Source organism: Natranaerovirga pectinivora (assembly GCF_004342165.1).
In the GTDB taxonomy this organism is placed as follows: Bacteria; Bacillota; Clostridia; order Lachnospirales; family DSM-24629; genus Natranaerovirga; species Natranaerovirga pectinivora.
The window spans coordinates 1-13,910 of the sequence record NZ_SMAL01000001.1; the positions used below are offsets into that span (position 1 = coordinate 1).

At 28.8% G+C, this 13,910-nt stretch carries 14 protein-coding genes; 11 read left to right on the forward strand and 3 right to left on the reverse strand.

The window, feature by feature from the left end; genetic code table 11:
* Nucleotides 1-169 precede the first annotated feature (169 nt).
* Nucleotides 170-490, reverse strand: a complete 321-nt coding sequence (locus tag EDC18_RS00005) for a DUF1292 domain-containing protein (protein WP_132249048.1) — start codon at nucleotides 488-490, stop codon at nucleotides 170-172.
* A gap of 102 nt (nucleotides 491-592) precedes the next feature.
* Nucleotides 593-1,804 (reverse strand): [FeFe] hydrogenase H-cluster maturation GTPase HydF, encoded by a 1,212-nt coding sequence (gene hydF / locus EDC18_RS00010; protein ID WP_132249049.1) that lies wholly within the window; start codon nucleotides 1,802-1,804, stop codon nucleotides 593-595.
* A gap of 147 nt (nucleotides 1,805-1,951) precedes the next feature.
* Between hydF and EDC18_RS00015 the strand changes: the two genes are divergently transcribed.
* The 8 genes from EDC18_RS00015 to EDC18_RS00050 all read left to right on the forward strand — a co-directional run bounded on the left by EDC18_RS00015 (nucleotide 1,952) and on the right by EDC18_RS00050 (nucleotide 8,909).
* Nucleotides 1,952-2,152, forward strand: a complete 201-nt coding sequence (locus EDC18_RS00015) for a DUF3892 domain-containing protein (RefSeq protein WP_132249050.1) — start codon at nucleotides 1,952-1,954, stop codon at nucleotides 2,150-2,152.
* Nucleotides 2,153-2,286: 134 nt separating this feature from the next.
* Nucleotides 2,287-2,499: a heavy-metal-associated domain-containing protein gene (locus tag EDC18_RS00020; protein ID WP_132249051.1), complete on the forward strand. Its 213-nt coding sequence runs from the start codon at nucleotides 2,287-2,289 to the stop codon at nucleotides 2,497-2,499.
* A gap of 381 nt (nucleotides 2,500-2,880) precedes the next feature.
* A complete protein-coding gene (speD, locus tag EDC18_RS00025) occupies nucleotides 2,881-3,699 on the forward strand; it encodes an adenosylmethionine decarboxylase (protein WP_132249052.1) in 819 nt (272 codons plus the stop codon).
* Nucleotides 3,700-3,885: 186 nt separating this feature from the next.
* Nucleotides 3,886-5,337, forward strand: a complete 1,452-nt coding sequence (locus EDC18_RS00030; protein WP_132249053.1) for an aminotransferase class I/II-fold pyridoxal phosphate-dependent enzyme — start codon at nucleotides 3,886-3,888, stop codon at nucleotides 5,335-5,337.
* A 14-nt stretch (nucleotides 5,338-5,351) separates the two neighbouring features.
* On the forward strand, nucleotides 5,352-6,203 hold the full coding sequence (gene speE, locus EDC18_RS00035) for a polyamine aminopropyltransferase (protein WP_132249954.1): 852 nt from the start codon (nucleotides 5,352-5,354) through the stop codon (nucleotides 6,201-6,203).
* Nucleotides 6,196-7,050, forward strand: a complete 855-nt coding sequence (speB, locus tag EDC18_RS00040) for an agmatinase (protein ID WP_132249054.1) — start codon at nucleotides 6,196-6,198, stop codon at nucleotides 7,048-7,050. The genes speE and speB overlap by 8 nt, the downstream gene beginning before the upstream one ends.
* Nucleotides 7,051-7,340: 290 nt before the next feature.
* Nucleotides 7,341-8,501 carry an NAD(P)/FAD-dependent oxidoreductase gene (locus EDC18_RS00045; RefSeq protein ID WP_132249055.1) on the forward strand — a complete coding sequence of 387 codons (1,161 nt, stop codon included), beginning with the start codon at nucleotides 7,341-7,343 and terminating at the stop codon, nucleotides 8,499-8,501.
* 186 nt (nucleotides 8,502-8,687) lie between these two features.
* Nucleotides 8,688-8,909, forward strand: a complete 222-nt coding sequence (locus tag EDC18_RS00050; RefSeq protein WP_132249056.1) for a hypothetical protein — start codon at nucleotides 8,688-8,690, stop codon at nucleotides 8,907-8,909.
* A gap of 59 nt (nucleotides 8,910-8,968) precedes the next feature.
* On the opposite strand, the gene EDC18_RS00055 is transcribed toward EDC18_RS00050, so the two are convergent.
* A complete protein-coding gene (locus tag EDC18_RS00055) occupies nucleotides 8,969-9,133 on the reverse strand; it encodes a DUF1540 domain-containing protein (protein ID WP_132249057.1) in 165 nt (54 codons plus the stop codon).
* Between the two features lie 194 nt (nucleotides 9,134-9,327).
* On the opposite strand from EDC18_RS00055, the gene EDC18_RS00060 reads away from it, so the two are divergent.
* From EDC18_RS00060 to EDC18_RS00070, 3 genes are read left to right on the forward strand one after another with little or no spacing between them, the layout of a single operon-like run.
* Nucleotides 9,328-10,281 (forward strand): AAA family ATPase, encoded by a 954-nt coding sequence (locus tag EDC18_RS00060; protein WP_132249058.1) that lies wholly within the window; start codon nucleotides 9,328-9,330, stop codon nucleotides 10,279-10,281.
* A complete protein-coding gene (locus EDC18_RS00065) occupies nucleotides 10,268-11,482 on the forward strand; it encodes a DUF58 domain-containing protein (RefSeq protein WP_132249059.1) in 1,215 nt (404 codons plus the stop codon). Before EDC18_RS00060 ends, EDC18_RS00065 begins: the two co-directional genes overlap by 14 nt.
* Complete coding sequence (locus EDC18_RS00070; RefSeq protein WP_132249060.1) at nucleotides 11,472-13,781, forward strand: transglutaminase-like domain-containing protein; 2,310 nt, start codon at nucleotides 11,472-11,474, stop codon at nucleotides 13,779-13,781. Before EDC18_RS00065 ends, EDC18_RS00070 begins: the two co-directional genes overlap by 11 nt.
* Nucleotides 13,782-13,910 lie beyond the last annotated feature (129 nt).

The following is a 13,910-nucleotide window of genomic DNA, read 5'->3' on the forward strand; positions in this document are numbered from 1 at the left end:
TTAAATAAGATGTTTTTTCTACTATTAACATGTAGCTTTATTAAGTGCACCCTAAAATGCGTATTATATTATAGAATACAAAAATAGCTCTAAAGCCAAGAATGGAGGGGAATTGAAACCAATCCCCCCCAACTATTGACAAAGAGCCTATAATGTAATAGGGTACTAATTATTCTTCATCTTCGAATTCAAAGTCTTCGCCTTCTTCAGCCATCATTGCCATAAATACCTCAGATACTTTTTCATATTCATCTTCAGAATCTATGTTATCTAATTGAATTTCTCCATCTTCTAGTTCTTGATAGCAATATAAGAATACTTCATCTTCATCAGTAGGTAACAAAGCTATATATTCTTTATCATCAACTTCAAAAATACCTACAACGAAACATTCAACTTCTTTACCATCGTCAAGTGTAAGTGTTATAGTTTGATGCTCGTCATGATCATGGTTACAATTTTCATCATGGATATGTCCATTATTACTCATAATAAAAACCCCTTTTCCTTTAAGATATGATACAACTGTAACAGAACAATTTCAAAAATGCAAGGTTATTTTTGGTAAAATTTTCATATTGATAAATTTAAGTTAATTAGAAGGTATAAAAGGTTCTAGTGTTTTATTTAATATGCCATTAACATAAGCAATAAAAACACCATAATTAACAATTGGAACATTGCTTTCTTTGGCTTTATGGATTCTATATAAAACTTCCTTTCTATTTAACATACAAGATCCACAGTGAATAATTAAAGCATAGTCAGATAAGTTTTTAGGGTACTCATAACCGCTCGTAAAATCAATAATAATATTTTTGCCTGTATATTTTTTTAACCAGTTAGGAATTTTTACAGTTCCAATATCATCTTTTTGGCGATGATGGGTACAGCCTTCTGAAATTAAAACACGATCCCCTTCTTTTAAGTTCTCTATCCATTGGGCACCTTTAACCAATTCTTTTAGATCCCCTTTGTACTTTGCAAATAATATAGAGAATGAAGTTAACATCACCCCATCTGGAACGATTTTTGATACTTTATCAAAAACTTGAGAATCAGTGATTATTATTTTGGGATTTTTATTTAAGGACATTAAGGTTTCTTCAAGTTCATTATCTTGGCATACCAAACAGATACCGCCTTTATCTAAGACTTCTCGTAATACTTGTTGTTGAGGTAAGATAATTCTACCCTTTGGCGCAGCACTATCTATGGGAATAACTAAAACAACTATATCTTTAGGAGAAACCAGGTTATCTAGAATTGTTATATCCATGTCTGAAGGAACTGCTTTTATAATACTTTCTTTAATTTCGTTAATGCCATATAAAGTTTTAGCAGAAGCTTTTATTAACGCTACATTCAATAAGCTTTCTAAGTCATAAACAATAGAAGGATCAGAGATCAAATCCATTTTATTTATAATACAAACAAAAGGCAAGTTTTTTTCTTTGATCATAGCAATAAGTTCTTTTTCGAATACATCAGCACCCTCTACTGGGTCTATAACAATTAACGCAATATCCGTTTTATTTAAGACCTCTAATGTTTTTTCTTTTCTTAAATGGCCTAATGGTGTGGAATCGTTCAATCCAGCAGTATCTATAATAACCACTGGTCCAAGGGGTAGTAATTCCATTGATTTATACACAGGGTCTGTGGTTGTACCATTAATTTCAGATACTAAGGATATATTCTGTCCAGTAATTGCATTGATAATACTTGATTTACCAGAATTGGTTTTCCCAAATAAAGCTATATGTAATCTATTACTTCTTGTAGTGTTATTATCTAAATTCATAAATACCTCCTTTAAATAAATTATAATTAATTAAAGTATACAATGATAAAAGTAAAAACAAAAGGATATTCTTATAAAATGTATATATATAATGCTACAAGGAGATAATACAATAAAGTAATATGAAAAATTAAATTTGGAGGTTTAATGATGACAACACCAAATAACGAAAAAAATGAAAAAGTAGATAATTTAGTAACATTAGATAGTGGTGAACGGGTGACATTGGATGAAGCCATTAATTCTGTTCAAAATGGTTACTTGGATAAAACAAATACTGGAAGTGGAAAGTATGAGAGAGAATATTTGAGAGATGAAGAGAAACAGAGTGAAAAAGGCAGAAAATAATTAATACTATATAAATATAGAAGATACAAAGACAAAGAGGTATATATAGAGACTATTATATATTTGACAATAAATAACCGTTCTAGTATAAATAATGTAAGAGCATTTTTTATACCTAAAGGAGGTAGAATTGGATGACAAAAAAAGTTTGTATTAGTGGAATGACTTGTGATCACTGTAAAGCGCATACCCAAACAACATTGGAAAATATTAAAGGTGTTGTAGATGTAAGTGTGAACTTAGAAGAAGGCTTTGCTTTAGTAGAAGCAGATTATTTAGATGACGATTTAATAAAAGAAAGAATTGAAGAAGCAGGATATGAAGTTACACATATTGCTCATATTTAGAATTAAATAGAATCTAGGTTAAAAAGCCTAGATTTTTTCGTTAATAAAACTTCATATTTAACAAATTCCTTCCTTGTATAAGTCCCCTTTTTTAAGTATAAAATATTTAAAAATATTTTATGAAAAATATTGACATTTATATTGAAGTTTGTTATTATTCAATTTGCAGTTTAGCAATAATAAACATATAGTTTAATATATTAAACAATAATTTGAGTTTGAATTGAATTCTAATATAAGATTATTTGTATTATAAATGCTAATTATTATATAATTAGGTATAATTATACTAATTAATAAATTAATATCCTGGGTATTAAAGGATACAATATAACTGCAACGCTATTACTGTAAACTTAATCAAATAAAGGAGCTGAAATAATGAATAATAATCCTTCTAAATTAGAATTACACGGATTTAATAATTTAACAAAAACACTAAGTTTTAATATTTATGACATTTGCTATACTTCTTCAGCAGAAGATCGTAAAAGATATATTGACTATATTGATGAGCAATATAATTCTGAAAGATTAACTGAAATATTAAAAAATGTTACAAATATGATTGGTGCAAGTGTTCTTAATGTATCAAAGCAAGATTACGATCCTCAAGGAGCAAGTGTAACTATTTTAATTAGTGAAGAAGAAGTTCCTTTATATTGTATAGATTCATCTTGTAATAGAGGTATATTAACGCCAATTCCACAACATATTGCAGGACATTTAGATAAGAGTCACCTTACAGTGCACACTTATCCGGAAAGTCATCCAGTTCATGGAATCAATACATTTAGAGTAGATATTGATGTTTCAACTTGTGGTCAAATATCCCCACTGAATGCATTAAATTATCTTATAGAAAGTTTTGAATCAGATATATTAGCACTTGATTATCGCGTTCGTGGATTTACTAGAGATAAAGATGGGACAAAACATTTTATTGATCATAATATTGGATCTATTCAAGACTATATTGATAAAGATATATCTAAAAGATATAATCTAGTAGATACAAATATGTTGCAACAAAATATTTTCCATACAAAAATGATGGTAAACGATTTTAAATTAAATGATTATTTATTTGAAATAAAAGAAGAAGATTTAAGTAAAGAAGAAGCTTTAGAACTTAGAAAACTGGTATACAATGAAATGCTAGAAATTTTCTATGGAACTAACTTTGAATATAAATACTAAACTAGAGGTTTATAATTACATAAATTTGAATTCTTAATATGAAAGTGTATTTTGCAAGAAATTGGCATTACATTTTCAGTGAAGTTTATATCTCTTAACGTAATAAGAGGCATAAGGTGAGTTAAGAATTCAAATTTAATTATTAAATCTCTTTTGTATATAATACTAAATAATTGGGTGATAAGAATGTATTTAAATCAAAATGAAACACCAATTGCAACAGGATTAAAAAATTATGCAAAAAAGAATGTAACGCATTTTGATGTGCCAGGACATAAAAAAAATTCAGAGTTAGGGTATTTAGCTGATTATTTTGGTAAAGATGTTGTTAATATAGATACAAATTCATCTAAAATAGTAGATTCATTAAGTCATCCTACAACAATAATCAAAGAGGCTAGTCAACTAATGGCAAATGCTTATGGTGCAGACCAAGCATTATTTTTGGTGAATGGTACGACAATAGGTGTACAAGCTATGATGATGAGTGTTTGTGGACCAAAAGATAAAATCATTTTACCAAGAAATGTGCATAAAAGTGCTGTTAACGCATTAATATTATGTGGGGCAACACCAATCTATGTACAACCTGAAGTAGATGATGAATTGGGTGTTATTACAGGTATGTCTTATAGCTCCATTGAAAAAGCAATGGCAGAAAACCCTGACGCAAAAGCAATTTTCTTATTAAATCCTACATATTATGGGTTTACTACAAATATCAGAGATATTGTTAATTTAGCACATAGACATGGGATGGCAGTATTAGTAGATGAAGCCCATGGCGCTCATTTGCCTTTTCATGATGAATTACCTATTCATGCTATGGGAGCAGGAGCTGATTTGGCTGTAACCAGTTTGCATAAAACAGGGGGGTCATTAACACAAAGCTCCGTATTATTTATAAGAGAAGGCATCGTAAATCCTAAAACTGTTCAGACAACTTTAAATTTACTTCAGACGACGTCAGCTTCATATTTATTATTAAGTAGTTTAGATTTAGCTAGAAAGAATCTTGTAATGAATGGAGAAGAAACCATCGATAAAGTACTAAAAATTGCCAGAAATGCTAGGTTAAAGCTTAAAGAATACGCTAACCTATATGTTTTTTCTGATGAGTTTAAAAACGGTGATACTGTTTTTGATTACGATGAAACAAAGTTTTGTATAAACGTTTCTAAGACAGGCTATACAGGATTTGAAGTATATGACATATTATTAGATAAGTATAATATTCAAGTGGAAATCGCAGATGCTAATAATATAATGGCAATATTAAGCATTGGCGATACACAAGAGAATATGGATAAATTGGTTGAAGCACTAATTGATATATCAACTCATCCAAAAGAAAAAACAGCTAAAAAACATAAGCTTATTGATCTAAATCCACATGTGGTTGTAACGCCAAGAGATGCGTTTTTTGCTCATAAAAAAGCAGTTAAGATACAAGATGCTGTAGGTGAAATTAGTGGTGAATCCATAATGGTTTACCCTCCTGGTATTCCAATTATAAGTCCAGGAGAAAAGATTACAAAAGAAATGTTAGAGTATATTGATTTTGTAAAAGAACAAAACTGTGTTATTACGGATTTAGCAGATCCGTCTATTGAATATATAAATATTTTAAGTTTATAGGAGGTTTTAATATGATTGATTTATGGTATACAGAATCACATACGGAAAATGTGAGATTTTCAATTAAAATTAATAAACATTTTCATAGCGAAACATCAGAATTTCAAAAAATAGATTTTTTTGAATCTACAGAGTTTGGTACATTTTTTACACTAGACGGATTAATGATGGTAAATGAAAAAGATGAATTCGTTTATCATGATATGATTTCACATGTGCCATTGGCTGTTAATCCATCTGTTAAGAAAGTTCTTGTAATTGGTGGAGGAGATGGCGGAACAGCTAGAGAATTAACAAGATATGAATCTATTGAAAGAATAGATATGGTGGAAATTGATGAAGCTGTAGTAAGAGCTTGCCAAAAATATCTACCTTTAACTGCTTCAAAATTAGAAGACTCAAGAGTGAATTTGTATTTTGAAGATGGTGTAGCATTTGTTAAAGATAAAAAAGATGAATATGATCTTATTCTTGTAGATTCTACTGATCCAATTGGACCAGGAGAAGGATTATTTACAAGAGCTTTCTACCAAGATTGTTTCGATGCATTAACTAAAGATGGCATTCTTGTTAATCAACATGAAAGTCCATATTATCAAAGAGATGCAATTGCAATGAAAAAAGCACATAGTAAATTAAAAGAGATTTTTCCAATAAGCAAAGTATATCAATTCCATATGCCAACTTATCCATCAGGGCATTGGTTGTTTGGTTTTGCATCAAAATCATTTGACCCAATAAAAGACATTAAAAAAGATGAATGGAATAAATTCGGATTAAAAACAAAATATTACAATACAGATTTACATGTTGGTTGTTTTGCACTTCCTACTTATGTTAAGGAGATGTTAGACAAAAATGAATAAAAATATATTTACTTTTATAAGTTGTGACTCTAATTATGATGAGGCAGATGTGGTTTTATTTGGGGCACCTTATGATGGTACTACTTCTTTTAGGCCAGGAACGAGATTTGGTCCTGACACTATAAGAAAAGATTCAGATGGATTAGAAACATATAGCCCTTATTTTGATAAAGATTTAGCTGATTATAATGTAATGGATGCAGGTGACGTACAAATATCATTAGGCAATACTCAAAAAGTATTAGATGAAATTTATCACTTTACAAAAAACATCGTTAATGACAACAAGGTGCCATTTATGATTGGTGGAGAACACTTAGTAACACTTCCATCTTTTAAAGCTGTATATGAGAAATACAATGATATTAAAGTGATTCATTTAGACGCCCATACAGACTTAAGAGATGAGTTGTTTGATGAAAAATTGTCTCATGCAACAGTTATTCGTAGAATATGGGATCTAATCGGAGATGGTAAGATATATCAATATGGAATACGATCAGGTGAAAAATATGAGTTTGATTGGGCGAAAGACCATACGTATTTAACACCATTTACTTGTAGACCGTTATTAGAGGACTTAGAGAAGTTTGGTGATACACCAATATACTTAACCATTGATTTAGATGTATTGGACCCTTCTGTATTTCCTGGAACAGGAACACCAGAGCCAGGTGGCATTAATTTTCATGAAATATTAGATATTATTAAAGGGATTTCATCATTAAATATAGTTGGTTTAGATGTTGTTGAATTATCCCCACATTATGACGCAAGTGGTGTATCTACTGCAGTAGCTTGTAAAATAATAAGAGAATTGCTAATTGGAATACTTAGTAATCAATAAGTTAGAAAAACACAGGTAACCCATACCTGTGTTTTTTGTACAAATAACATATTCCTTCTAGTTCTCAAAAAGACACAGGCTTCATTAAAATCAGGATGTTCAAATTCTTGGGAGCAATTTGGAAATTATACTTTCTATGCTTCTCACTCCGTAAGAGTCACAAGCTTTGTTGAAAGCATGATTTTTAAATCCTTGCAAGTAAGTTTGAAAATCATGCTTTCAAAATAATAAAATTATTATTAGGTGCTAAGAATATAATAATTATAAAGTTTCTTTTGGAGGTTTATTAGATGAATCAAAGATATGTAATCATTGGAGCAGGAATTGCTGGTATGTCAGCAGCTGTTAAAATTAGAGATTTAGTGCCATCTGCAGAAATAGTATTGATAAGCGAAGAAGAATATTATCCATATTATAGAATAAAGTTATCAAAAACCCTTTTGTCTTCTATAAAGGAAGAAGACTATTTAATAAAAGAAAAAAAATGGTATGCTGAAAAAAATATAAAAATCTATAAAGGTTATCAAGTCAAATCAATAGATTTTGCAAATCAAATAGTCAAATTTAAAAATTGTGAAATTAGTTATAATAAAATACTAATTGCAACTGGTGGAAAAGAAAAAAAACCAAAGATAGAAGGCATTAACAAAGATAATATTTATGGTCTTAGAACCATTAAAGATAAACATAGCATTTCTAAAGCAAGTCGTGACGCCCATAATATTTTAATTATAGGCGGTGGTATTCAGGGGTTAGAAGTGGCCTATGAGTTTGTTAAACAAGGAAAAAAAGTTATAGTCTTAGAAATAGCTAATAGATTATTGCCAAGACAATTAGATGAGGAAACATCTCAAAACTTTAAGGAATTGGTTAAAAGTAATGGGGTAAAAATATGTCTTAATACGGAAATAAAGGCTATTAAAGGTAAGAGCAAAATAGAAAGCATTATAACTGCTGCGGGAGAGGAATATCCCATTGATCTTGCAGTTTATTCTATTGGAATTTCACCTAATATTGAACTATGTAGGGGTAGTGATATTAATATTAATAAAGGCATTATTGTCAATAAATATATGGAAACCAATATTAAGAATGTCTATGCTGCAGGAGATGTTTGTGAATATAAGGGGAATTTATTTGGCATGTGGAATATAGCAAAAGAACAGGGTGAAATTGCAGGAGAAAACATGGTAGGTAATAAAGTAGAGTTCAAAGATTATGAGTATCCAACCCTTTTATCTGCTTTTAATACAAAATTATGTAGTATAGGCAGTCTAAATGATATGATAGCGTACAATACTATAAAATCTGGAAAAATAGAAAACAACGATTACAAAAATTTAATTTATGATAATGATAGGTTGGTTGGTGCAATTTTAATAGGAAATATAAAAGATATGAACCTGTTAAAAAGTAAAATAAATGAGTTGAAATTCCCGATATATAATTAAAATATCAAAGTATGATTGTAATTATTCAGACATATATATACTTAAATTTAACGGTAGAATTAAAGTAGAATATAAAGGTAAAAAAAATTAAAAAAATTTATAAATAATTAGAGCAAACATATTGACATTATTCATAAAATGAATAAAATATAAATTATGAATATCAATATGAGAGGAGCAACACTTGTGGCGGCTATAAAAGAAACTCAGCCAGATAAGTTAGAAAAAATTAAAAGGTTTGAAAAAGAAAAGAAAGCAATGCAAAAAAAACAGGAGGGAGCTACTAGTCGTAATATTGCGAAGACAGCTGCAAAAAATGGTTCCAAGCAAAAAAGGAACAACAAAAATTGGACAAAAGTCTATGAAGACGATTTGGTTGATGAGTATGATTTAGATTATAATATGTAATATATTGTTTATATATATTAAAAAGACATCTGTATAACAGATGTCTTTTTTAGTACCATTTATTTATTATCATTTTCAAAGCTTCCACAATCAGTTGCTTCTACAGTTTGTGCATTATTATGATGTTGTACGACCATAATATTGTCTAAACTACAGTATTGTTGGTCTTTTGCATGATATTTACAGGTTGTAACTTCACAGCCAATGCTTTTGTTAATATTCATATTAAATCACCTCCAATAATAGTATTTACAAGTGCACGATATTAATTCAAAAAAACAATACCAAATTAAATTCTCAATTATTCGAATTGCAAATACACATAATTATATTGTGTAATAACAATTAAAACTTAATAATTTTTATGATATATTTATAGTTACTAGAAGTTTTAAAAATAAAACTAGAGGAGGATTATATGGAAAAACAAAATGTGATTTCTCTAATTGTTGATAACATTGAGAAGGTTATTATTGGAAAGCGAAAAGTAATAGAAAGAGTTGTAATTTCATTAATTTGCGAAGGACATGTCCTTATAGAAGATGTGCCTGGTGTTGGAAAAACAACCTTAATTTCTGCATTATCAAAATCAATTTCAGCAAGTTACAATAGAATACAATTTACTCCTGATGTTATGCCTTCGGACATAACAGGTTTTTCAATGTATAATCCCAAATCCCAAGAATTTGAATATAAAAGTGGTTCTATTATGAGTAATATTATATTAGCGGATGAAATAAATAGAACTCCTCCAAAAACCCAGTCAAGTTTATTAGAAGCAATGGAAGAAGGTCAGGTTACTATTGACGGCAATACATATAAGTTGCCTAGACCTTTTTCTGTCTTTGCAACACAGAATCCAATCGAATATTTAGGGACTTATCCTTTGCCTGAAGCTCAGTTAGATAGATTTATAATGAAAGTTTCTGTAGGATATCCTGATCAAAAGGAAGAGGAGTTTATATTAAGGACATATAATTTAGAAAGTCCTTTAGCTCAATTAAAGGGAGTGGCAACTAAAGAGGATATTGTTGAAATGCAACAGGAAATAAAATTGATTTATATTAGTGACGAAATAAGAAGATATATCGTTCAACTCGTTTCAAAAACAAGAAAAGAGCAAGATGTTGTACTGGGGGCTAGTCCTAGAGGGTCATTGTTTTTAATGAGTGCATCAAAGGCTTGGGCCTATTATAAAGGTCGTCATTTTGTTACCCCTGATGATGTTCAGGAGCTATACTTACCTGTAATAGCTCACAGAATTACTTTAAGGCAAGAAGCCAAGTTAAAAGAAATTACCCCAGAGTACATACTAAGAAAAATACTAAGAGAAACTGAGGTGCCAACGGGGGTTAATAATGAAGAAAAATAGAATAACATATCTATGTTTATTAGGTTTCTTTTTATTAATGAGTATAATAAAACACAGTTATTTTTCGAATATAATACTATATACTTTATTGTTTTTGCCTATATTTTCATTGATACACATTATATTTACTTATTTTAACTTTAGGTTCAGCCATCAAGTAGATGAAAGAATTATTGTAAAGGGTGATTATATACAATACACCTGTGAAATCTATAATTCTAATAAAATACTTGTGTATTGCCCTATGAAAGTCAAATTTATAAATGAAAATCTCTTTTATAAAGAGGGTTCTAAAAGTCATTTTTTTACCTTATTTCCCGGGCAAGTTGAAAAAATTCAAATCCCCATAGAATGTAAATATAGAGGAAATTATAATATAGGCGTTAAATCTATTGTCATTATGGATTATTTTGGTCTTATTCATATAAAATATGATTTCATTGAGACCATTAAACTTCTAGTTTATCCAAACATAGAAAAGATAAGATACTACCCAATAAAACCTGTAATTTTTGAGAATTCCTTATCCCTACAAAAAAATCTTTTCCAAGACAAAACGAATATTTACGACGTTAAAGATTACAGTCTTGGAGATCCATTGAATCAGATACATTGGAAGTTAAGTGCAAAATACAATGAACTAAAAACAAAGCAGTATAGTAGTTCCTTGCAAAAAAAGACTTTTATTTTTTTAGACAATCAAAAGTTTGACAAGGATTCAGAAACTAATATTGTACTAGAAGATTTAATAATTGAGGCCCTAGTTTCAATTAGTGACTATCTTCTCAAACGACAGATACCCGTAGAATTATACTATCATGACAAAGATAATAATTTATTTGAAGGCATTAACTACAGTGATTGGGATACAATATATGAAGTTTTAGCAAAAGTTCAATTTTTGGCTAAAGCAGACATAGAAAGATTAATTAAAAATTTTTCTTTAGCCTCAAAATATTATAGTGATAACCATGGTGCTAATATTATATTTGCAAGCAATAGATTATCGGAAAGTATAATAGAACTTTTAAATGGTTTGAAGTTACAAGGATTTGAAATTACCCTTTTATTGGCAGTGAAGGAAGAAAAAATAGAAAATTCATTATTAGAAAAGATAGAAGATCTTAAAATTAAGATATTTACTTTAAAACAAGGAAAGACATTACAAACAATTATTGAAGGTGATTATTTTGTGTCTTGAGGAAAGAAAAAATAATAAAAAAAAAATATCATATGGCATTGTTAATTGGATATTAGCTCTTGCTATTATATTTCCTACAGTTTATGGATTTGTTCTTGCTTTTGGGTACTCATTAACCACTTCACAAGTATTATTTATATCCATTCTAGGTTTCTTAATTATAAATCTATTAGGTAAAAATTTTAAGGTTTTCATTATAGGCATTGTCTTATTAAGTATAATTTTGTTAATAAGCTATTATATAATAAATGATTTATTACAAGTGATAGATATAAATAAAAGACTTATAAAGTACTATCATGAGATATATATTTCTCTGAAAGGGTTGGAGTATATTAGTTTAGAAGTAGAAATTGCCATAACTTTTTTTGTCACCTTAGTGAATGGGTTTGTTATAAATAGGATATGGGTGAAAAGGAATGATTATATTAAGATCATAGTAATATATTTGACGTATTTCTTTTTATTGACACAAATTCGCTCATTTGGACTATATGGCAATAGAAATTTTTTGTTTTTTATATTTATTATGATAATCAATTATTATTTTTACTATCTTAAAAAATATGATTATAACACTTTGAATAAAAAATCAATTCAATATCTAGGTACAGCACTATTAGCAACTTCTTTATTAGTAATAACTGTTACTAATTTCTATAACTACTTACCTGATCCATTTTTTATATTTAAAGAAGTTATAGGTACTGGGATTGTAAAAGATGATGAAGATACGTTAAAAGATAAAAGTAGAACCCATTCAGAGTATGTAGCATTTGATAATAAGGAAGTTGATATTAATGAAATACCAGTGTTTTCTGGTCAGCAGATAGCTGTAGTAAAGGCAAAACATAAAGTATATCTAAGAGGTTCTGCCTTTGATACATTTGACGGAAGATATTGGATCAATACTTATGAAGAAAGCATAAAAAGCATTAATGAAGTAGGGAAAAATACCTTTGAGAATGATGAATTAAGTAATGTGTTTGAAAACATATTGGGATTGACGTTACTAAACATAGAGAAAGAAAAGGATATAGAGGCTACTTGGTTAATAAATGATTTTTTTTATGAAGATATTATTAGAGTCTCAAATAGTAGTATTCGTAGTAATACATTATTTGCACCATTAAACTTTAGGGAGATTAACTATCATAATCTATATAAATTTGATGATATGATCTTTACTAAAGATGAAATACTAATGAATAATAGAGTGATTAGAGAGAATTTTATTTATTATATAGATACATACATTCCCATATACAGCAATCTAGAAGAGCTATTAAGACAGAGTGAATTTGGATTGTATAAGCGTTATGAAGAGATTATTCCAGAATTCTTTCTTAATAAACAGGAAAATGTATATGGTATGTACACACAAGTGCCTAACAATCTTGATAAAAGAATTATAGGTCTCACAATGAATTTAATAGAAAATAAAGATAATAATTATGATAAAGCAAAGGCCATCGAAAGGTATTTAAAATCTAATTATGTATATACACAACAGCCATTAATAAATGATTACTATGATTTAAGCTATTTTTTATTTGAATCTAAAGAAGGCTTCTGTACTAGTTTTGCAACTGCTATGGTGGTAATGTTACGAAGTATTGGAATACCATCTAGAATTGTTAGTGGGTATGTGGCATCCACAATCCATGATTTGCAAAATCCTCAAGATAATCAAAAAATATTTGTGGTTAATGACAACAATGCTCATACCTGGGTTGAAGTTTATTTTGAAGGATTTGGGTGGGTGCCTTTTGAACCCACAAGTGGTTTTGAAATACAAGAGCTTAATGGTCCAATTACAGACATTGAAAAAGTAGAGTATAATATACCTGGTATTGATTTTAACTTTAAGATAAATTATTCAAGATTACTATTAGTAACAAGTATTATGCTTGTGGTCATATTAAGTATGATACATGTATACTTCTATAATAAGAGAAAGAAAAGATTGAATAATATAGAGTTAAATGAGATCTTTCAGGAGTATTATAAGATTATATATGAACTTATAAAATATATGGGTTATAAAAAGGAGCCACAACAGACCATCAATCAATTTGCAACAGAATATAACGAAAGGTTAAAAACAAAAAAGTTCTCATACGCATATATTAGCAATTTATATGAGGAAATCTATTATGGAAATAAAGTTGTAACAGAGGAGGAGTTAGAGAGTATAAAAATGTATTATAATGAATTGTCTAAAGATGCATGGCAATATGGGAATAAAGTGAAGTATTTTTGGTATTTATATTTAGGTAAAATCATCAGAATTAAGTGAGTGATATATTTAAGTTGTAAAGGCTATAATAGTTGATAATAGATAACTGGATTCTTAGTCTATAGATTAAAATGACTTCGTCACTCTCAAAAACACTTATTAACTTCTTGTCTAAAGTCATCTTTGTTC

Bases quoted from the DNA above. Each gene is read 5' to 3' on its own strand.
- EDC18_RS00005 (WP_132249048.1), bottom strand. From the start codon at position 490: ATGAGTAATAATGGACATATCCATGATGAAAATTGTAACCATGATCAT.
- hydF (WP_132249049.1), bottom strand. From the start codon at position 1,804: ATGAATTTAGATAATAACACTACAAGAAGTAATAGATTACATATAGCT.
- EDC18_RS00015 (WP_132249050.1), top strand. From the start codon at position 1,952: ATGATGACAACACCAAATAACGAAAAAAATGAAAAAGTAGATAATTTA.
- EDC18_RS00020 (WP_132249051.1), top strand. From the start codon at position 2,287: ATGACAAAAAAAGTTTGTATTAGTGGAATGACTTGTGATCACTGTAAA.
- speD (WP_132249052.1), top strand. From the start codon at position 2,881: ATGAATAATAATCCTTCTAAATTAGAATTACACGGATTTAATAATTTA.
- EDC18_RS00030 (WP_132249053.1), top strand. From the start codon at position 3,886: ATGTATTTAAATCAAAATGAAACACCAATTGCAACAGGATTAAAAAAT.
- speB (WP_132249054.1), top strand. From the start codon at position 6,196: ATGAATAAAAATATATTTACTTTTATAAGTTGTGACTCTAATTATGAT.
- EDC18_RS00045 (WP_132249055.1), top strand. From the start codon at position 7,341: ATGAATCAAAGATATGTAATCATTGGAGCAGGAATTGCTGGTATGTCA.
- EDC18_RS00055 (WP_132249057.1), bottom strand. From the start codon at position 9,133: ATGAATATTAACAAAAGCATTGGCTGTGAAGTTACAACCTGTAAATAT.
- EDC18_RS00060 (WP_132249058.1), top strand. From the start codon at position 9,328: ATGGAAAAACAAAATGTGATTTCTCTAATTGTTGATAACATTGAGAAG.
- EDC18_RS00065 (WP_132249059.1), top strand. From the start codon at position 10,268: ATGAAGAAAAATAGAATAACATATCTATGTTTATTAGGTTTCTTTTTA.